This window comes from Actinoplanes sp. CA-131856, assembly GCF_050956135.1.
Classification (GTDB): Bacteria; Actinomycetota; Actinomycetes; order Mycobacteriales; family Micromonosporaceae; genus Actinoplanes.
Genome location: NZ_CP191849.1, coordinates 9,965,872 through 9,983,958 on the forward strand (window position 1 = coordinate 9,965,872; position 18,087 = coordinate 9,983,958).

Below are 18,087 nucleotides of genomic sequence, written 5' to 3' on the forward strand. Positions count from 1 at the left end.
CGTCAGGCTATGCGGTCGAGCACCAGCTTTGTAGGGGTGGGGCGCTCCGGTCCGATGGCGACCGCCGCGGCGGCCTCGTCCCGGGCGGCCGGGATGCGCGACGGGTCGTCCGCGCGAAGCTCCAGGAGCACGTCCCCCGCGCGTACCGAATCGCCGGGCTTGACCTTGAGCTGAATGCCGGCGCCGAAGCTCACCGGGTCCTCCTTGCGGGCGCGGCCGGCGCCGAGGCGCCAGGCCGAGATGCCGATGCCGTACGCGTCCACGCCGGTGACCACCCCGTCGGCCGGGGCCCGCAGCACCTCGGTCTCGCGGGCGACCGGCAGCGGGACGTCCGGGTCGCCGTCCTGAGCCCTGATCATCGCCCGCCACGTGTCCATGGCCGCTCCCGACGCGAGCACCTTCTCCGGATCGGCGTCCACCCGCGCCGCGGCCAGCATCTCGCGGGCCAGGGCCAGGGTCAGCTCGACCACGTCGGCCGGACCGCCGCCGGCCAGCACCTCGACCGACTCGGCGACCTCGTTGGCGTTGCCGACGGCCAGGCCGAGCGGTGTGCTCATGTCGGTGAGCAGGGCGACCGTGTTGACGCCGCTGTCCTTGCCGAGCCGCACCATGGTGCTCGCGAGCTCGCGGGCGGTCGCCAGATCCTTCATGAAGGCGCCGGAGCCGACCTTGACGTCCAGCACCAGGGCGCCGGTCCCCTCGGCGATCTTCTTGCTCATGATCGAGCTGGCGATCAGCGGGATCGCCTCGACGGTGCCGGTGACGTCGCGCAGCGCGTACAGCTTCCGGTCGGCCGGGGCCAGCCCCTCGCCGGCCGCGCAGATGACCGCGCCGATCTCCTGGAGCTGGGACTTGAACTCGTCGTTGCCCAGCTTCGCCCGCCAGCCCGCGATCGACTCGAGCTTGTCGAGAGTGCCGCCGGTGTGCCCGAGACCACGGCCGGACAGCTGCGGCACGGCCACGCCGCACGCGGCCACGAGCGGCGTCAACGGCAGCGTGATCTTGTCGCCGACCCCGCCGGTGGAGTGCTTGTCGGCGGTCGGCCGGGTCACCGAGGAGAGGTCCAGCCGCTCCCCGCTCGCGATCATCGCGGCGGTCCAGCGGGCGATCTCGGCCGGCGTCATGCCCCGCAGCAGGATCGCCATGGCCAGGGCCGACATCTGCTCGTCGGCGACCACGCCCTTGGTGTACGCGTCCACGACCCAGTCGATCTGGGCGTCGCTCAGCGCGTGCCCGTCCCGCTTGGCCCGGATGACGTCGACGGCGGCGAACTCACTCATCGATGGAATCTCCCGTCCATTTGGAGGGGATGCCCTCCGGTGCCTCACCCTCGCCGGCCCAGGCCAGCCCACCGTCGGCGTCCACGACGACGATCCGGGGCGTACGGACCTGGCCCCACCCCACGGCCTCGGCGGTGGTGGCGAAGTTCGGGCCCTCCTCGAGGACGCCCTTGTCGGCGTCGCTCTCGGCCGAGGAGCCACCCGAGCGCTCCCAGTACGCGGTCCAGACGGTGGTGCCGCCGGACAGATCGGGATGGACGAAGACGGTGCCGCGGCCACGCCACTTGGCCAGCTCGGCCGGCACCTCGGGACCGCTCATGGCGCCGTTGACCCGCTCCAGGTCCTCCGGCCCGAACGCGTGCGGCAGCAGCTCGGTCATCCGGATCGGCCCGGTGTGCCACTCGACCAGCAGCTCCGGCCCGCCGTGCTCCCACAGCAGCTGACGGCAGCGCCCACACGGCATCAGGGGGTTGCCGGTCGCGTCCACGCAGGAGAACGCCACCAGGCGTCCCCCGCCGCTCGCGTGCAGCTGGCTGACCAGACCGCACTCGGCACACAGCCCCACGCCGTACGACGCGTTCTCCACGTTGCACCCGACGACCACCCGGCCGTCGTCCACGAGCGCCGCCGCCCCGACCGGAAAGTCGGAGTAGGGCGCATAGGCGTGCCGCATGGCCTCGGTAGCGGCGGCACGCAGCCCAACCCAGTCGATCTCCATGCTGCTGATTGTGCCTGACGCCCCAGCTCCGCTACTCGCTCGCCTCTCTTCGGTGTCATGCGCTCGAGGGCTCCGCCACCGGGCGGAAGTCGCCGGTGCCACGGGTCAGAGCGGAGAGCACCGCCGGATCCGCGTACGCCTCGGCGGTGTGTCGCCACTCGGTGAGCAGTTGGGCAACCGGCGCGAACGTGTCGAGGTCTTCCACGGCCCGCAGCGTGTCGACGAACTCGGTCAGGAAGGTGCGCCGGTCGCCCGCCGGGAGGAACCGCGTCCAAGGGAAGACCTCGGGAAGCAGGTCGAGCACGGCGTCGATCTGGCCGTTGAGCACGATCGTGCGGAACAGGCGCAGCGCGGCGGAAACGACCGCGTGGTCCTGCTCGTAGCGGTCGGCGGTGGTGACCATGAGATCGACGTCATCTCGCCGGCGCAGCCGGATCGCGTGTGCGTGGGAACCGGTCAACGGCTGAAGGGTCGCCTTGGGTTTGTTGATCAGCTCGGAAAACGGAACCTCGGAGACCGGCATACTTTCAAAGTAGTTTGAAAGTATGCCGGTCGTCCAGCGCTTCTAACTCTTGACGTACGGGACGCCGTCGGCGGCGGGGGCCCTCACCCGGCCGACCAGGCCGGCCACCGCGATGATGGTGGCGATGTACGGGAGCATGTTGAGGAACTGGTTCGGCACCGGGCTGCCGACCGCGCTCAGGTAGTTCGCCAGTTTCTGGGCGAAGCCGAAGAACAGGGCCGCGCCCAGGGCGCCGAACGGGGTCCAGCGGCCGAAGATCAGGGCGGCCAGCGCGATGAAGCCCGCGCCCGCCGTCATGTTCTTGTTGAAGGCGCTCGTCGACACCAGCGTGAAGTACGCGCCGCCGATGCCGGCCACCACGCCGCCCAGCAGGACGTTCATGTAGCGCAGGCCGCGGACCCGGATGCCGACCGTGTCGGCCGCCGTCGGGTGCTCGCCGACCGCACGGGTGCGCAGGCCCCACCGGGTGCGCTTGAGCGCGAAGTGGATGACGAAGACCAGGATCAGGGCGATCCAGACCAGCAGGTTCGTGTCGAACAGGACCGGGCCCACCACCGGGATGTCGGCCAGGCCGGGGATCTTCCACTCGGGCAGGCGCGGCGGCGAGTTGTACTTCAGCGCGTCGGGCTGCATCAGCCGCTCGTAGAGGAAGCCGGTGACGCCGAGCGCGAACAGGTTGAGCACGATGCCGACCACGACCTGGTCGACCAGGAAGCGGATGGCCAGCCAGGCCAGCATGGCGGCGATGATGACGCCGCCCACGATGGCGCTGATCAGGCCGGCCCAGACGCTGGTGGCCAGGGTGCCGACCAGGGCCGCGCCGAACGCGCCCATCAGGAACTGGCCCTCGATGGCCACGTTGACCACGCCCGAGCGCTCGCAGAGCACACCGGCCAGGGCACCCAGGATCAGCGGCAGGGCCAGTTCGAGTGAACCGCTGACCGTGTCGACCAGGGGCAGGAACTTGCCGGCGACCTGCCAGCACAGGAAGGACAGGACGAACGTGACGATGCCCAGGCCGAGCAGCCACGTCTGCCAGCGCTTGGCCACGCCGGCCAGCAGCGCGGCGCCGGCCGCGATCGTCACGACGCCGAACAGGATGGCGCCGAACTGGCCGTTGATCGACAGGGCGGCGCCCTCGGCGTCCTCGCTGAGGGTGAACTTGGCGGTCTTCGACTCGGCCAGCGAGCCGAAGACGGCCGCCGCGATCAGGCCGATGATCACCAGGGCGACGCCGAGGCGGCGCTGCCGGGTCCAGAACTTCTCGGGCGCGGTGATCTCGGTCAGGTCTTCCACGGTCGTGGTCGACATGTGGCTCACCAGCCCTTCGCCATCGAGGCGCCGAGCCGTGCGGTACGGGCGGCGCGGAGCTGGAAGATCGCCTTCACCAGGGCCGGCGCGGCGATGAAGATGACGATCAGGGCCTGGAGCACGGTGACCAGCTCGAGCGAGATGCCCGCGTCGACCTGCATCAGGTTGCCGCCGGCGCGCAGGGCGCCGTACAGGATGGCGGCCAGCAGCGTGCCCCACGGTTTGTTGCGGCCGAGCAGGGCGACCAGCAGGCCGTCGAAGCCGATGTTGCCGGCCACCTGGGCGGTCAGCTTGTCGGCGGTGCCCAGCACCTGGACCGCGCCACCGAGGCCGGCCAGACCACCGGCCAGGACCATGAGCAGGGTGTACGTCTTGGCGACGCTCATGCCGGCGGTCTTGGCGGCCGGCGGGTTGACGCCGACCGCGCGCAGCTCGAAGCCGAACGGCGACTTGTTGAGCAGCCAGGCCACGACCGCCGTGGCCACGACGGCCAGCACGATGCCCAGGTGCACCCGCAGCGGCGAGGGCAGGGCGGGCAGCTGGGCCGACGACTCGATGGTCTTGCTGATCGCGTCGGTGCGGTCGGGGTCGCGGACGCCGTTCTGCAGGATCAGCCAGCTCAGGAACAGCGTGGCGATGTAGTTGAGCATGATCGTGGTGATCACCTCGTGGGCGCCCGTGCGGGCCTTGAGCAGGCCGGGCAGGAAGCCCCAGAGGGCGCCGCCGAGGAAGCCGGCGAGCAGCGCCACGAGCAGGTGCAGGCCGACCGGCAGGCCGACCGCGAAGCCGACCACGCCGCCGGTGACGCAGCCGATGACCGCCTGGCCCTGTCCGCCGATGTTGAACAGGCCGCCGCGGAACGCGATGGCGACCGACAGGCCGGTGAAGACCAGCGGCGCCGCGTACGTCAGCGTCTCGGAGATCGGGCCGAACGCGGTCTGCCAGGTGCCGGTGCCGTCGAACCAGGCCTGGAACGCGGCCGGGTCGAAGATCGCGCCCTTGAACAGGTCGGCGTAGGCCTGGCTGATCAGGTCCCAGCTCGCGTTGAGGGCGTCGCTGGGCCGGGAGGTGAAGTACTCGAAGTACGAGAGGACCTGCGAGTCGGAGACCACGATCAGGACGGCGCCGATGACCAGGGCCAGGAAGATCGACAGGATCGTGACGGTGACGGTGTTGGCCGACCAGAGGTTCTGCAGGAAGAGCGAGATGAACGACTCCTGCTTCTCCTCCTCCTTCTTGTTCTCAGGAGGTGCTACTTCGGTCGTCACTGCGCTTCCTCTGCTTCCTGAGAGCCCGTGATGCCGGCCATCAGCAGGCCGATCTCCTCGCGCGGGGTGTCCGGCGGGACGATGGCGAGGACCCGGCCGCGGTACATGACCGCGATCCGGTCGGCCAGGCCGACCACCTCGTCGAGCTCGCTGGAGACCACCAGCACGGCGGTGCCGTTGTCCCGCTCGTGGATGATCTGTTTGTGGATGAACTCGATCGAGCCGACGTCCACGCCGCGGGTCGGCTGGGCGGCGATGAACAGCCGCAGCGGCCGGGACATCTCGCGGGCCACGACGACCTTCTGCTGGTTGCCGCCGGAGAGGTTGCCGACCGCCGACTGCGGTGACGAGACCCGGATGTCGAACTGCTTGACCCGCTCGGCCGCGTTGACCGCGATCGCCTTGGGGTTGAGCTTGAAGGCGCTGCCGTACGGCTCGCGGTCGTACATGTCGAGAACGAGGTTCTCCGCCACCGAGAAGTCTTTGACGACGCCGTCGAGGCTGCGGTCCTCGGGCACGTAGCCGACGCCGGAGCGCAGCACCTGCTTGGTGGTCCGGCCGATCAGCGACTCGTCCTCGAGGTGGATCGAGCCGGCCCGGGCCGGGCGCAGGCCCATGATCGCCTCGACCAGCTCGGTCTGCCCGTTGCCCTGCACACCCGCGATGCCGAGCACCTCGCCGGCCCGGACGGTCAGGTCGACGCCGTCGACGGCGCGGACGCCGCGGTCGTCGTCGACGATCAGGCCGGCGACCTTGAGCACCTCGCCTTGCGGCTGGGCCGGCTCCTTGGTCACCTCGAGGCTGACGTCGCGGCCGACCATCAGGGCGGCCAGCTCGTCCTCGGAAGTATCGGGGGTGGCGGTGCCTACGGTGCGGCCGCGGCGGATGACCGTGATCCGGTCGGCGATGGCCTTGACCTCGCGCAGCTTGTGGGTGATGAAGACGATCGACTTGCCGCTCTCGGCCAGCGAGCGCATCACGGCCAGCAGCTCGTCGGTCTCCTGCGGGGTGAGCACCGCGGTCGGCTCGTCGAGGATCAGCAGGTCGACGTCGCGGGTGAGCGCCTTGACGATCTCGACGCGCTGCTGCGCGCCGACCGGCAGGTTTTCCACCAGGGCGTCGGGGTCGACCGGCAGGCCGTACTTGCGGGAGGTCTCCAGCACGTCCTTGCGGCTGCGGCGGCGGTCGAGGAAGCCGAGCGGGCCGCCGCGCACCTCCTCGGCGCCGAGCGCGATGTTCTCGGCCACGGTGAAGACCGGTACCAGCATGAAGTGCTGGTGGACCATGCCGATGCCGGCGGCGATGGCGTCGCGGGGGCTGCGGAAGACCTTCTTCTCACCGTCGACCAGGATCTCGCCCTCGTCCGGCTGGAGCAGGCCGTACAGCTGGTTCATCAGCGTCGACTTGCCGGCGCCGTTCTCACCGAGCAGGGCATGGACCTCGCCCGGCTCGACGGTGATGTCGATGTGGTCGTTGGCCACCAGGTCGCCGAAGCGCTTGGTGATGCCGCGCAATTCGAGTCTCAGCGGAATCTCCTCGTGCTTCGGTGGTTTTGAGTGCAGTGCGGCGAAGCCGCCTTGGTGGCACAGCGGTAGAACAGGGGAAACCGCCGCGCGGTCGCGAGGAGAACTCGCAACCGGCGGCGGCGTGATGTTACCTAGCGCAACGTCACTTCGGCGCGTTGGTCGACTCGACCTTGACCTTGCCCGAGACGATGTCGGCCTTCAGCGTGTCCACCTCGGTCTTGAGGGTGGCGTCGATCTTGCTGTCGAACTTGTTGTACGGCGCCAGCGAGACACCGTTGTTCTCCAGCTTGCCCAGGTAGCCCGGGGTGGCCGCGAGCGGCTGACCGGTGGCGCCCGAGACGACGGCCTTCTCGACCGCGTCGGTGATGTTCTTGACCACGGTGGTCAGGAAGACGTCGCAGAACTGCGCGGCGCTCTTGCAGCCGTCCTGGTCGACCCAGACGATCGAGACCTTGCCGGCCGAGCCCTGCGCGACCTCGGCCGCGCCGAGGCCGGTGCCGCCGGCGACCGGCAGGATCACGTCGGCGCCCTGGGCGACGAACGTGTTGGCCAGCGCCTTGCCCTTGGCCGGGCTGGCGAAGTCGTCGGTGAACGAGCCCGTCTGCTTGGCCTTGTCCCAGCCCAGGACCTGGACGTTGGCCTTCTTCTGCTCGTTGTAGTACTTCACGCCGTCGACGAAGCCGTCCATGAAGATGGCGACGGTCGGCAGCTTCATGCCGCCGAAGGTCGCGACCTTCTTGGTCTTCGAGTAGCCCGCGGCGAGGTAGCCGGCGAGGAACGCCGCCTCGTCGGTGGCGAACTGCATCGGGTAGACGTTGCTCGCGCCGTCGACGACGCCGTCCACGATGCCGAACTGCGAGCTCGTGTTCTCCGACGCGATCTTCTTGGTCGCGTCGATCATCAGGCCGCCCACGGCGAGCGTGAAGTTGCACTTCTGCGTGACGAAACCGCGCAGGTTGGGCTCGTAGTCGGCCTCGGCCGACGACGCCACGTACTTCGGGTCGACGTTGCTGGCCTGGGTCTTCGCAGCCTGGAGACCGGCCCACGCGGACGCGTTGAACGACTTGTCGTCGATGCCGCCGGTGTCGGTGACCATGCAGGCCTTGTATGCGGCGGCAGCGCTCGAGCCGCTGCCGGCGGGGGTCTCGTCAGGGGCGTCACCACAAGCAGCGGCAGCGAGCGTCAGCCCACCTGCCGCGAGAATCGCAAGGATCCGGTTCCCACGTACTGGGCGCAAGACGCCCTCCTTCCAACGCACACCGGCACATGTCGGTGAGTCTTCAACGCGGGAGCGTAGCCGCAGGCCAGGGCGGCGGAGGCAGTTTGGTCCGGACTGTTGGCGCACCGTTATCTGCCCGCAATCGCAGGGCACACTGGTCGTCGCTTAGATCCGATACTGCGGCAAATTCCCGGGCCGGGCGGTAACAAGCCCTTAATCTTTCGGCGCACCCGCCGCGACAGCGGACAACTTGCGGGAAGTCCGCCATGCCCGAATTCCGAGGACGCCGACGGCCGTGCCGACCGCCAGCGAAGTGACGATCAACACGGCGTGGACGATCAGGAAGGACGTCGGGCGCCCGTCGGCGAACGAGCGGTCGTCCTGCCAGATCGCCAGGCCGAACCGGGGCCAGATCACCCAGGTCCAGACCCCGACCGCCGTCAGGAAGACCGCCCATCGCCGCGAGATCACCATGCGCCCACTATCGCAGCGGGCCCGCGCTCACCTCGCCGGGGCCAGCTCGGGTGAGGTCGCGGTCTCCTCGACGACCTCCGCCTCGGCCGTCCCGAGCCGCTTGCGGCCGATCAGGACCAGGAGCAGACCCCCGATGGTGTACGCCGTGAGCACCGCGACCGGGAAGCTCGCGCCGTGGCCGTCGAAGTAGGAGGCCGAGCGCAGCAGCGACCCGCCGGCGCCGATCGGCAACCACTGCCCGACGGCCCCCCACGGCTGGGGCAGCAGCTCGGGCGCGGCCGCGATGCCGGAGATCGCGTTCCCGACCAGGAAGAAGATCAGCGCGCCGAGACCGATGCCGGGCTCGCCGAGCAGCGCGGCCAGCCCGGCCACGGCGGCCGCCATGCCGAGCGCGAACAGCCCCAGCGCCCCGGCGACGGCCAGGTAGTCCCCCGGCACGATGCCGAGCCAGAACTGCTGGACGGCCGCCGCGCCGAGCCCGGCCAGCGCACCGTAGGCGAGCAGCCCCACCACGCGAGCCGTGCGGTGCTTGAGCAGCAGGAAGACCATGACGCCGGCGATCATGCTGGTGATGGCGAGCGGCAGGAAGGCCGCACCGAACCCGGCCCCGCGCGGGTCGTCCACGTCAAGCGGCACGACATCCTTCACGACGACCCCACCAGCCGCAGCGGGCCCGGCGGGAGGGGCGCCGAGGCCGGTCGCGGCCTGACTCAGCAGGCTCGCCACCGTGGGTGAGGCGCCCGAGGCGACGTGCACCTCCGGCCCGGCCGGGGTGACGATCACCGCCCCGTACACCTCGCGGTCCTTGATGGCGGCGTCGGCCGCGGCCGCGTCGGCCACCGTCGTGATCTCGAAGGCGCCGGGGTGGCCGGACTCGAGCTGGGCCGCGACCGCGGGCGGGCCGGCCACCGCGATCGGCAGGTCGCGTGGCGCCAGGTTGGCCGCGGGCGCGGCGAAGAGCGGGACGAGCAGGGCTTGGACGGCGACCACCGCGACCGCGATGAGCACGCCGAGGGTGATGGCGTTGCGTCGCATCTCTGTCTCCTAGAACGAACACTCATTCTATTTTTGCCTCAGCGTGCGTCCACGGTCGAGATCAAGTCAAGAAATGAGCGCTCGTTTTACACTGTGGGGCGTGCCACGCGTATCGGAAGAACACCTCAACGCCCGTCGGCAACAGATCCTCGAGGCCGCCCGCACCTGCTTCGTGACCAAGGGCCTGCACACCACGTCGATGCAGGACCTGATCAAGGAGGCCGGGCTCTCGGTCGGCGCGGTCTACCGCTACTTCAAGTCCAAGGACGAGATCATCGCGGCCATCGCCGAGACCGTCACGGGCGACATTCTCCAGCGGATCAACGCCACAGCCGAGCGCCGGCTGTCGCTCACCGAGTCGCTGGAGGCGATCCTGGAGGTCATCGAGACCCAGATGGCGCCGGGCGGCCACCTGCCGATCGCGCTCCAGGTGTGGGCCGAGGCGTCCATCGACCCGGCGATCGCCGCCATCGCCCACGACCGCTACACGACGCTGCGCAAGGCCTTCCAGGTGCTGATCGAGAACGCGGTGGAGAGCGGCGAACTGCCCCAGGGCACCGACATCGAGGGCGTGACCAGCGCGTACTACTCGCTCGTACCGGGATATGCCCTCCAGCGGATGCTGACCGGCGGGCCGGACAGGGAGACCTACATGCGCGGGGTCCGGGAGCTGATCAACCGGTAGGCACGGTGAGCCGGGCCGCTATCCGCGACCAGCCCTCGCGCACCTCGGCCTCGGTCGGCGGACGGCCCGGGCGGACCCGCCGGGTCTCGTACGCCTCCTGGTCGTGCTCGTCGTCGCCGGCCGGCGCCTCGGCCACCGCGCGGGCCAGGGCGATCTCGGAGCGGATGGCCTCGGCGTCGGGGCGGGGCAGCAGCGGCTCCACCACGGCCATCAGGTCCTCGTCGGCCACGACGGCCTGGGCCAGGGCGAGCGCGTGCGCCCGTTCGTACGGCCCGCACACCACGGGTTCCCAGTCCTCCTCGTCGCCGAGCGCGCCGATGGTGATGACCCAGGGAAGGTCGGCCACCGGCGATCCGGCGGGCAGGTCGAGCGTCACGAGAGTGCCCACGGGCACATCATTCCGGGCGGCTGTGCCGAATCCAGGTGTTTTGCCCCACCGGAGCACTTTTATCGTCAGCTGACAGGTCGATCACGCGACCGTGCGGGCTGGTGGCCGCCCAGGCCGCCCCGAAAAGCAGCAGCTGATTGAAGACGTACAGGTAAACCAGCACGCCGACCGCCGAACCGACCAGTCCGTAGGCCGGGTTGCGCTGCACCAGGCCGACGAAGGACTTGCCCACCGTGTTGAGCAATGTCACACCGATGCCGACTTGCAGGACCGGCGGGATCATCCTGCGCACCGTCATCCGCAGCCTCGGCACCGCGGCCAGCAGCGCCGCCGCCAGCAACATGTTGACCGCCACGGTGAGGATCCAGCTCACCCCGGACTGCACGATGCCGTCGGCCATCCAGGCCAGCAGCTTCTCCAGGCCGTAGACGGCGAGCTGACTTAGCGCCAGCAGGGCCAGGATGCCGAGCAGCACCAGCAGGTCGAGCGCCTGCCGCACCCCGATGTAGCCGGGCTGCTCGTTGAGCCGCCAGATCAGGCGCTGGGAGGAGCGGATCGCCTCGACCCAGGCGATGCCGGTGAAGGTCAGGCCGATGATGCCCACGATGCCCACCGTCTTGCCGCTGGCCAAGATGGCCGGCACATCGAGGAAGGGCAGGTTCTGCCGGAGAAAGTCGCTGACGACCTCGAACAGCTCCTTGTTGTTGTTCAGCAGGATGCCGAAGATCGAATATCCGATCAGCAGCAGGGCGAAGACCGCGAAGAAGCCGTAGTACGCGATGGCCGCGGCCAGCCGCCCGCCCTGCGCCTCCCAGAACCGCAGCAGGGCCCGGCTGAGGTGATCGAAGTATTTCGAGCGCCGGCGCAACCGGAGAATCTGCATCTCCGCGGTGTCGTACGCCCGATCGATCGGATTCACGCGCTGAAGGTAGCTGAAAAACTACGAACCCAACGGATAGTCGCGACGGCGTTTCCACGGGCCCTCGCCGCCGTGCGAGAACAGCGTGAAGGCCGGCACCGGAAACTTCGCCGAGAAACCGGCCAGATCGTCGAACGCCGCGTCCAGCGCCGCCGCCGGCACGTCCTGAGCGATCGTCACGTGCGGGTGATAGGGGAACCGGGAGTCGCGGTTGACCTCGTCGGACGACGTGATCGCCTCGGCCAGCAGCTCACACTCGCTGATGCCGACGGCCAGCGTCACGAAGACCACCTCGGTGATCGGCCGGAACGTTCCGGTGCCCCGCAGGTGGATGGTGAACGGCGGCTGGGCCGCCGCCACCTTCTCCAGATGACGCTCGATCGACGGCAGCGCCGCGGTGCGCACCTCGGTCGGCCCCAGCAGCGTCACGTGGGCCGGGGTGTAGGCCGCCTGCGGATCGCCCGCCTCGGCCCGGCGGCGGGTCAACTGCTCGCCCCAGGGCTCGGGGATGTCGATCGCCACGCCGATCTTGGTAAAGAGGGGGTCCGACACAGCGGTCAGATCTCGCGCGCCGGGGCCAGGAAACCGATGTTCTTGTACGCCTCGGCGAGCGTCACCGAAGCGACCGAGCGGGCCTTCTCGGCGCCGATCGCGAGCACCTTGTCGAGATATCCCGGGTCGTCGAGATAGGCCCGGGTGCGCTCCTGGATCGGCTTGACGAACTCGACCACGATCTCGGCCAGGTCTTTCTTGAGGTCGCCGTAACCGCGTCCCTCGTACTGCTCCAGCAGCTCGTCTATGGTCCGCCCGGTGAGCGCGGCGTAGATGGTGAGCAGGTTGCTGACGCCCGGCTTGTTCTCCTCGTCGTAGAGGATCTCGCGCCCGGTGTCGGTGACCGCCGACTTGATCTTCTTGGCCGAGCGGGCCGGATCTTCCAGCAGCTCGATGATGCCGTTGGGCGAGGAGGCCGACTTCGACATCTTGGCCGTCGGGTCCTGGAGGTCGGTGATCTTCGCGGTGTCCTTGACGATGTACGCCGAGGGGACCGTGAACGTCCTGCCGAAGCGCGTGTTGTACCGCTGGGCCAGGTCGCGGGTCAGCTCGAGGTGCTGCCGCTGGTCCTCGCCCACCGGCACCTGGTCGGCCTGGTAGAGCAGGATGTCGGCCGCCTGGAGGATCGGATAGGTGAACAGGCCGACCGTGGTGGTGTCGGCGGCCTTGGCCGACTTGTCCTTGAACTGGACCATGCGGCCGGCCTCGCCGAAGCCGGTGATGCAGCTGAGCACCCAGCCGAGCTGCGCGTGCTCGGGCACGTGGGACTGGATGAAGAGCGTGCAGCGCTCCGGGTCGAGCCCGACGGCGAGCAGCTGCGCGGCCGAGATGCGGCTGCGGGCCCGCAGGGCGGCCGGGTCGTGGCCCATCGTGATCGCGTGCAGGTCGACGACGCAGTAGTACGCGTCGTGGGTCTCCTGCATCGCCACCCAGTTGCGCACCGCGCCGAGGTAGTTGCCGAGGTGGAACGAGTCGGCGGTCGGCTGAATGCCGGAAAGCACGCGCGGGCGACGGGCGAGATCGGACATGGGCCCATTGTGTCAGCCCTCATGGGCGGACCGCGAACGCCCCGGCGGGGGTCGGCGCATGTTCGAACCTGTTGACTTTTGAGCGAAATTGATGGAACGTAGGCTTGACTCACCAACCCAGCTAAGGGGAACCGCACCGTGAAACTGCTCGTCACCGGGGGTGCCGGCTACGTAGGCAGCATCACCAGCCGCCTGTTGCTCGACGCCGGCCACGAGGTAGTGGTCCTGGACAGTCTGGTCCGCGGCTTCCGTGAGGCCGTCGCGCCCGACGCCACCTTCGTCCAGGCCGACATCGCCGACGCCGCGCGGGTGCTGACCCCCGAGGCCGGCTTCGACGCGGTGCTGCACTTCGCCGGGCTCATCCAGGCCGGCGAGTCGATGACCAAGCCCGAGCTGTACTGGCACGACAACGTGGTGAAGTCGCTGGCCCTGCTCGACGCGATCCGCGCCGCCCGGGTGCCGCGGGTCATCTTCTCCTCCACCGCCGCCGTCTACGGCAACCCGGTCGAGCTGCCGATCACCGAGAACGCGGCCAAGGCCCCCACGAACACGTACGGGGCCACCAAGCTGGCGTTCGACTACGCGCTCACCTCGGAGACGTTCGCGCACAACCTCGCCGCGGTCTCGCTGCGCTACTTCAACGTCGCCGGAGCCTACATCCGCGACGGCCACGAGATCGGCGAACGTCACGACCCCGAGACCCACCTGATCCCGATCACGCTCCAGGCCGCCGCCGGCAAGCGCGACAAGCTCCAGCTGTTCGGCGACGACTACCCGACGCCCGACGGCACCTGCGTGCGCGACTACATCCACGTGGAGGACCTGGCCCGGGCCCACCTGCTCGCGCTGGACGCCGCCACCCCGGGCGAGCACCGCATCTACAACCTGGGCAACGGCAACGGCTTCTCCAACCGCGAGGTCGTCGAGGTGGCCCGCGAGGTCACCGGGGCCGAGCTGCCGATCGAGATCGCCCCGCGCCGCGAGGGCGACCCGGCCACCCTCGTCGCCTCGTCCGCCCGCGCCCGCGAGGAGCTGGGCTGGGTCCCGCAGAAGAACACCTTGCAGGACATGATCGGTGACGCATGGACGTTCTACAGGAAGCACGTGGCATGAGTGTCATCACCGACGCCGCCGAGGCGTACCGCAAGCAGTTCGGCTCCGAGCCCCAAGGTCTTTGGGCCGCTCCCGGCCGGGTCAACCTGATCGGCGAGCACACCGACTACAACGACGGCTTCGTGCTGCCGTTCGCCCTGCCGCAGCGCACCGTGGCCGCGGTCAGCCCGGCCCCGGCCGGCGAGTGGACCGTCTGCTCCACCTTCACCGACGAGGCCGTCACCTTCGGCCTGACCCAGCCCGGCGAGGTCACCGGCTGGGCCGCCTACGTGGCCGGTGTCGTCTGGGCCCTGGCCGAGGACGGCCACGAGGTGCCGGGCGCGACCATCGCGCTCGCCTCCGAGGTGCCGCTCGGCTCCGGCCTGTCCTCCTCGGCCGCCCTGGAGTCGGCCGTGCTGACCGCGCTGATCGACCTGGGCGGGCTCGACGTGCCGCTCGAGAAGCGCCCGTCGATCGCCCAGCGCGCCGAGAACGTCTACGTGGGCGCGCCCACCGGCATCATGGACCAGTCGGCGTCGATCCGCTGTCAGGAGGGCAAGGCCCTCTTCCTCGACTGCCGCTCGTTCGAGGTCGACCAGATCCCGTTCGACCTGGCCGCCGAGGGCCTGGCCATCCTCGTCATCAACAGCAACGCCCCGCACCAGCACGTCGACGGCGAGTACGGCGCCCGGCGCAAGTCGTGCGAGGAGGCGGCCGCCATATTGGGCGTGCCCGCCCTGCGCGACATCTCGGTGGCCGAGCTCGACGGCGCCCTGTCCCGCCTCGACGACGACGTGATGCGCCGCCGGGTGCGCCACATCGTCACCGAGGACCAGCGGGTGCTCGACACGGTCGCCCTGCTCCGTGCGGGCCGCGTCCGCGAGATCGGCCCGGTGCTCACCGCCGGCCACGCCTCGATGCGCGACGACTTCGAGATCACCGTGGCCCAGGTCGACGTGGCGGTCGAGGCCGCGATCGCGGCCGGCGCCCTCGGGGCCCGGATGACCGGCGGCGGCTTCGGGGGCTGCGTCCTGGCCCTCATCGAGGCGGACAAGGCCGATGTGACGACGGAGGCGGTCGAGGCGGCGTACGCCGAAAGGGGTTTCAAAGCCCCCACGTGCTGGACGGTCACGGCCGGTCCGGGCGCGACCGCCGTCACCGCCTAGCAACGCTTCAGGTCGTGCCCCGGCGGGTATGCGCAGGGGCATGACCACTCCACGGGAAACAGAGCAGGACGAGCCCAACGAGTTCGGCTTCGCGGGTGGCGCGACGGCGCCGCAGCCGGTGAAGGACGTCCCCGAGGGCTACGGCGAGAGCATCGCGGTGCCGGCCGGCGACCTCACCGGCTCGATCGTCGAGGCGATCGAGGAGGTCGCCGAGGGCCGGCACCACCATAACGACGAGGACAAGTCCTAAGGCACCGCCTGCGGCTCCGCGGTCGGGCCGTGCACCACGGGCCGGCCGTCGACCCAGTCCACCCGGTCGAGCCAGAGCTGCCGGCCGGGGGCCACGCTGCCCACCGCGCCGTCCGGCCAGGCGTGGTAGAGCATCCAGGTCGCGCCGCCGGGCAGGGTGACGAGGAAGCCGTGGCCGGGACCGGCCGCGGCGGCCGACGAGCGCAGGATGGGGTTCTCCTCCGCCTTGCGGCACGGACCCAACGGGGTTTCGCAGGTGGCGTAGCCCAAGGCGTAGGCGTCGGCGTCGAACGCGTTCGCCGAGTAGAAGAGATAGAGCTTCCCGTCGTGGCGCACCATCTGGGGCGCCTCGATCACGTGCGCCTCCCAGTCGGCGTCGTTGCGCAGCAGCCGGGTCCGCTCCCCCACGACCCTGGTGCCGGAGTCGTCGAGCCGGGCGCCGTACAGATAAGTGGGCCGGCCGATCGCGTTGCCGTCGTTCTTCCAGTAGAGCCAGCGGCCACCGGACTCGTCGAGATAGGGGCTGGCGTCGATCGAACCGCCCTCGTCGGCCTGGCAGACCAGTGGAGCATCGGCGTCGTCGGCGAACGGGCCGCCCGGCGCGGACGCGACGGCGACGCCCACGCACTGGACGTTCGTCTCGACCGAGCGGGCTGTGTAGTAGAGCAGGTAACTGCCGTCCGGCCCCTCGATCACCTCAGGGGCCCAGGTGTGCCCCTTCGACGCCCACTTGCCGACCTGCGGCAGCGCGTCGCCGGCGGCGGTCCAGTGCACGAGATCGGCCGAGGTCAGCACCGGCACGTTGGCCGCCGAGCTGTTGGTGCCGTACGCGTACCAGGTCCCGTCGACGAGCAGCGCGCCCGGATCGGGGAAGTTCTCGCCGAACACGGGATTGGTGAAGGTGTCCACTTTGTCGCCCTCCGGAGGTGGGTCGGCGCCGCACGCGGCCAGCAGTACGAGCGACGCCACCAACCAAAATCTCACCACCGGTAGAACCGGAGGTAGTCGAACGACGCGGTGACCGCCGGCTCGGCGCCGCCGTGCGCGATCAGCCCGACCCGGGGCGAGCTGCCGGCGGGCAGCGTCCACACCCCGCCCCAGGTCCAGCGCTTGCCGTCGCGGCTGACGCCAGCCCGATATTCGTGCTCGCCGCTGGGGTCGACCCGGTGGGCCAGGCGCAGCCACGTGGTCTCGAGTCCGGGGGTGCCGGCGATCGTGCCCCCGTAGGACAGCGCGCCGGCGTACGGCATCTCCTTGCCGAACTCGACCTGCCGCGTGTTCCAGATGGCCACCGCGCTGAGCCGGGCGAAAAGATCGTCATTGGCGTACGCGATGAGCCCGCCCTGCTGATAGTTGCGCACCGTGTCCTCACCCAGCGGCAGCGTCAGCTTCGTCTCGGCGATCCACCGGCCGGCCGGCGGGTCACGCAGCAGGACCCCCGCGTCGTTCGACGTCCCGGTCAGATCGGCGCCCTGCACCGGCCAGCGCAGCGCTCCCCCGGCGGTGGTCACGGCCGGGTCAGGCCGTACGAAGTCCCAGCCCGCCCCGAGCGAGCCGAACTCGTCGGAGTACGCCGTCAGGAGCCGGCCCGGCGACGGTGTCACGGCCGTCATGCCTCGCGAGGAGCGGTCGGAGGCCCAGGCCCCGTGGTTGACAGTGGGCCAGCCGCCGGCCCAGTCGAGACGGTCGAGCAGCATCGGGCGCTCGTTGATGCCGAACGGCTCGTCGAGATAGGGGTCGTCGCGGTCGATCGCGTGATAGACGAACCAGTCCTGACCGGACCGGTCGGTGATCAGTCCGTTGTGGCCGGTGCCGACCCAGCGGTTGCCGTTGGGCGCGATGACCGGGGTGCCACCGGCCCGGGAGACGTCGAGACGCAGCCCGTCGCGGTCGGTGAACGGCCCGAGCGGGCTGCGCGAACGCCCCACCGAGACGGAATATCCGGTGGTCGGGCCGGCACAGCAGTTGGCCGAGGAGGCGAACAGGTAGTACCAGCCGTCACGCCGGACGACGTACGCGCCCTCGAACTTGTTGTCGATCGCGACCCGCGCCGGCGTGCCGGTGATCCGCAGGCCGTCGGCGGTGAGCTCGCTGACCCAGATGCCACCGAAGTAGCTGCCGTAGTAGAGGTACTTCTTCCCGTCGGGCGTCGTGAGCTGGGACGGGTCGAAGGTCCACCACCAGCCGCCACCGGGAGCCGCGCGCGGCGGCACGGCCGGTTCCGCCGTGAAGGTCCAGGGGCCGGTCGGCTTGGGCGCGGTGGCGACACCGATGGCCGACGCGCCAGGAGACGTCTCGGTCACGGTCACGTACATGACCCAGCGGTTACCGATCTTGCGAACGTCCGGCGCCCACAGCGAAGCGCCCTCCGCGGCATAGGAGGGCAGGCCGGTGAACGCGTCGCCCACGTACTTCCAGTTCGCCAGGTCGGCCGACCGGGCCATCGGGATGCGATGCGGCGTGCGCTCGCCCTCACGGAGCGGGTCGGAGGTTCCGTACGCGTAATAGAGCCCGTCGTCTCCCCGCACGATCACCGGGTCGGCGAAGGTGTCGGCGAAGGAGGCCGAGACCGGGTTGTCCGGCCGCGGCTTCCCGGCGGCCGTGAGTGCGGGCAGCAGGAGCAGGGCCGCCGCGGCGGCCAGCAGACGTCGCAT

At 70.1% G+C, this 18,087-nt stretch carries 19 protein-coding genes; 4 read left to right on the plus strand and 15 right to left on the minus strand.

Annotation, left to right across the window (positions count from 1 at the left end):
* Positions 1–2 precede the first annotated feature (2 nt).
* The 9 genes from ACQP2X_RS45860 to ACQP2X_RS45900 all read right to left on the minus strand — a co-directional run bounded on the left by ACQP2X_RS45860 (position 3) and on the right by ACQP2X_RS45900 (position 9,354).
* The gene (locus ACQP2X_RS45860; protein ID WP_498692458.1) at positions 3–1,280 is read right to left on the minus strand and encodes a thymidine phosphorylase; all 1,278 of its coding nucleotides are present in this window, start codon (positions 1,278–1,280) and stop codon (positions 3–5) included.
* On the minus strand, positions 1,273–1,998 hold the full coding sequence (locus ACQP2X_RS45865; protein WP_498692459.1) for a cytidine deaminase: 726 nt from the start codon (positions 1,996–1,998) through the stop codon (positions 1,273–1,275). The genes ACQP2X_RS45860 and ACQP2X_RS45865 overlap by 8 nt, the downstream gene beginning before the upstream one ends.
* Positions 1,999–2,053: 55 nt before the next feature.
* Entirely contained in the window at positions 2,054–2,521 is a 468-nt protein-coding gene (locus ACQP2X_RS45870) for a hypothetical protein (protein ID WP_498692460.1), read from the minus strand.
* A gap of 42 nt (positions 2,522–2,563) precedes the next feature.
* A complete protein-coding gene (locus ACQP2X_RS45875; protein ID WP_498692461.1) occupies positions 2,564–3,832 on the minus strand; it encodes an ABC transporter permease in 1,269 nt (422 codons plus the stop codon).
* Between the two features lie 5 nt (positions 3,833–3,837).
* Positions 3,838–5,100 (minus strand): ABC transporter permease, encoded by a 1,263-nt coding sequence (locus tag ACQP2X_RS45880; RefSeq protein ID WP_498692462.1) that lies wholly within the window; start codon positions 5,098–5,100, stop codon positions 3,838–3,840.
* Positions 5,097–6,614 carry an ABC transporter ATP-binding protein gene (locus tag ACQP2X_RS45885; protein WP_498692463.1) on the minus strand — a complete coding sequence of 506 codons (1,518 nt, stop codon included), beginning with the start codon at positions 6,612–6,614 and terminating at the stop codon, positions 5,097–5,099. Before ACQP2X_RS45885 ends, ACQP2X_RS45880 begins: the two co-directional genes overlap by 4 nt.
* Before the next feature lie 154 nt (positions 6,615–6,768).
* Entirely contained in the window at positions 6,769–7,863 is a 1,095-nt protein-coding gene (locus tag ACQP2X_RS45890; protein ID WP_498692464.1) for a BMP family lipoprotein, read from the minus strand.
* A 195-nt stretch (positions 7,864–8,058) separates the two neighbouring features.
* The gene (locus ACQP2X_RS45895) at positions 8,059–8,319 is read right to left on the minus strand and encodes an SCO4848 family membrane protein (protein WP_498655532.1); all 261 of its coding nucleotides are present in this window, start codon (positions 8,317–8,319) and stop codon (positions 8,059–8,061) included.
* 27 nt (positions 8,320–8,346) lie between these two features.
* On the minus strand, positions 8,347–9,354 hold the full coding sequence (locus ACQP2X_RS45900) for a hypothetical protein (RefSeq protein ID WP_498692465.1): 1,008 nt from the start codon (positions 9,352–9,354) through the stop codon (positions 8,347–8,349).
* Positions 9,355–9,454: 100 nt separating this feature from the next.
* On the opposite strand from ACQP2X_RS45900, the gene ACQP2X_RS45905 reads away from it, so the two are divergent.
* A complete protein-coding gene (locus ACQP2X_RS45905) occupies positions 9,455–10,039 on the plus strand; it encodes a TetR/AcrR family transcriptional regulator (RefSeq protein ID WP_498692466.1) in 585 nt (194 codons plus the stop codon).
* Here the strand turns inward: ACQP2X_RS45905 and ACQP2X_RS45910 are convergent.
* Genes ACQP2X_RS45910 through trpS form a run of 4 tightly spaced genes read right to left on the minus strand, consistent with a single transcriptional unit; the run spans position 10,029 to position 12,926 of the window.
* Positions 10,029–10,427: a hypothetical protein gene (locus ACQP2X_RS45910; protein WP_498692467.1), complete on the minus strand. Its 399-nt coding sequence runs from the start codon at positions 10,425–10,427 to the stop codon at positions 10,029–10,031. The genes ACQP2X_RS45905 and ACQP2X_RS45910 overlap by 11 nt on opposite strands.
* Before the next feature lie 7 nt (positions 10,428–10,434).
* Positions 10,435–11,346, minus strand: coding sequence for a YihY/virulence factor BrkB family protein (locus tag ACQP2X_RS45915; protein WP_498692468.1), 912 nt, complete (start codon positions 11,344–11,346; stop codon positions 10,435–10,437).
* A 21-nt stretch (positions 11,347–11,367) separates the two neighbouring features.
* Positions 11,368–11,898: a 2'-5' RNA ligase family protein gene (locus ACQP2X_RS45920; protein WP_498692469.1), complete on the minus strand. Its 531-nt coding sequence runs from the start codon at positions 11,896–11,898 to the stop codon at positions 11,368–11,370.
* 5 nt (positions 11,899–11,903) lie between these two features.
* A complete protein-coding gene (trpS, locus tag ACQP2X_RS45925) occupies positions 11,904–12,926 on the minus strand; it encodes a tryptophan--tRNA ligase (protein ID WP_498692470.1) in 1,023 nt (340 codons plus the stop codon).
* Positions 12,927–13,064: 138 nt separating this feature from the next.
* On the opposite strand from trpS, the gene galE reads away from it, so the two are divergent.
* From galE to ACQP2X_RS45940, 3 genes are read left to right on the plus strand one after another with little or no spacing between them, the layout of a single operon-like run.
* Complete coding sequence (gene galE, locus ACQP2X_RS45930; protein ID WP_498692471.1) at positions 13,065–14,039, plus strand: UDP-glucose 4-epimerase GalE; 975 nt, start codon at positions 13,065–13,067, stop codon at positions 14,037–14,039.
* The gene (galK, locus tag ACQP2X_RS45935) at positions 14,036–15,184 is read left to right on the plus strand and encodes a galactokinase (protein WP_498692472.1); all 1,149 of its coding nucleotides are present in this window, start codon (positions 14,036–14,038) and stop codon (positions 15,182–15,184) included. The genes galE and galK overlap by 4 nt, the downstream gene beginning before the upstream one ends.
* 40 nt (positions 15,185–15,224) lie before the next feature.
* Complete coding sequence (locus tag ACQP2X_RS45940; protein ID WP_498692473.1) at positions 15,225–15,434, plus strand: hypothetical protein; 210 nt, start codon at positions 15,225–15,227, stop codon at positions 15,432–15,434.
* On the opposite strand, the gene ACQP2X_RS45945 is transcribed toward ACQP2X_RS45940, so the two are convergent.
* Entirely contained in the window at positions 15,431–16,402 is a 972-nt protein-coding gene (locus tag ACQP2X_RS45945; RefSeq protein ID WP_498692474.1) for a glycoside hydrolase family 43 protein, read from the minus strand. The genes ACQP2X_RS45940 and ACQP2X_RS45945 overlap by 4 nt on opposite strands.
* A gap of 11 nt (positions 16,403–16,413) precedes the next feature.
* Positions 16,414–18,087, minus strand: a complete 1,674-nt coding sequence (locus ACQP2X_RS45950; RefSeq protein ID WP_498692475.1) for a glycoside hydrolase family 43 protein — start codon at positions 18,085–18,087, stop codon at positions 16,414–16,416.

Excerpts from the sequence above, each read along its gene's own strand:
- ACQP2X_RS45860 (WP_498692458.1), bottom strand. The coding sequence starts at position 1,280 with ATGAGTGAGTTCGCCGCCGTCGACGTCATCCGGGCCAAGCGGGACGGG.
- ACQP2X_RS45900 (WP_498692465.1), bottom strand. The coding sequence starts at position 9,354 with ATGCGACGCAACGCCATCACCCTCGGCGTGCTCATCGCGGTCGCGGTG.
- ACQP2X_RS45870 (WP_498692460.1), bottom strand. The coding sequence starts at position 2,521 with ATGCCGGTCTCCGAGGTTCCGTTTTCCGAGCTGATCAACAAACCCAAG.
- ACQP2X_RS45950 (WP_498692475.1), bottom strand. The coding sequence starts at position 18,087 with ATGCGACGTCTGCTGGCCGCCGCGGCGGCCCTGCTCCTGCTGCCCGCA.
- galK (WP_498692472.1), top strand. The coding sequence starts at position 14,036 with ATGAGTGTCATCACCGACGCCGCCGAGGCGTACCGCAAGCAGTTCGGC.
- ACQP2X_RS45875 (WP_498692461.1), bottom strand. The coding sequence starts at position 3,832 with ATGTCGACCACGACCGTGGAAGACCTGACCGAGATCACCGCGCCCGAG.
- ACQP2X_RS45865 (WP_498692459.1), bottom strand. The coding sequence starts at position 1,998 with ATGGAGATCGACTGGGTTGGGCTGCGTGCCGCCGCTACCGAGGCCATG.
- trpS (WP_498692470.1), bottom strand. The coding sequence starts at position 12,926 with ATGTCCGATCTCGCCCGTCGCCCGCGCGTGCTTTCCGGCATTCAGCCG.
- ACQP2X_RS45940 (WP_498692473.1), top strand. The coding sequence starts at position 15,225 with ATGACCACTCCACGGGAAACAGAGCAGGACGAGCCCAACGAGTTCGGC.
- ACQP2X_RS45895 (WP_498655532.1), bottom strand. The coding sequence starts at position 8,319 with ATGGTGATCTCGCGGCGATGGGCGGTCTTCCTGACGGCGGTCGGGGTC.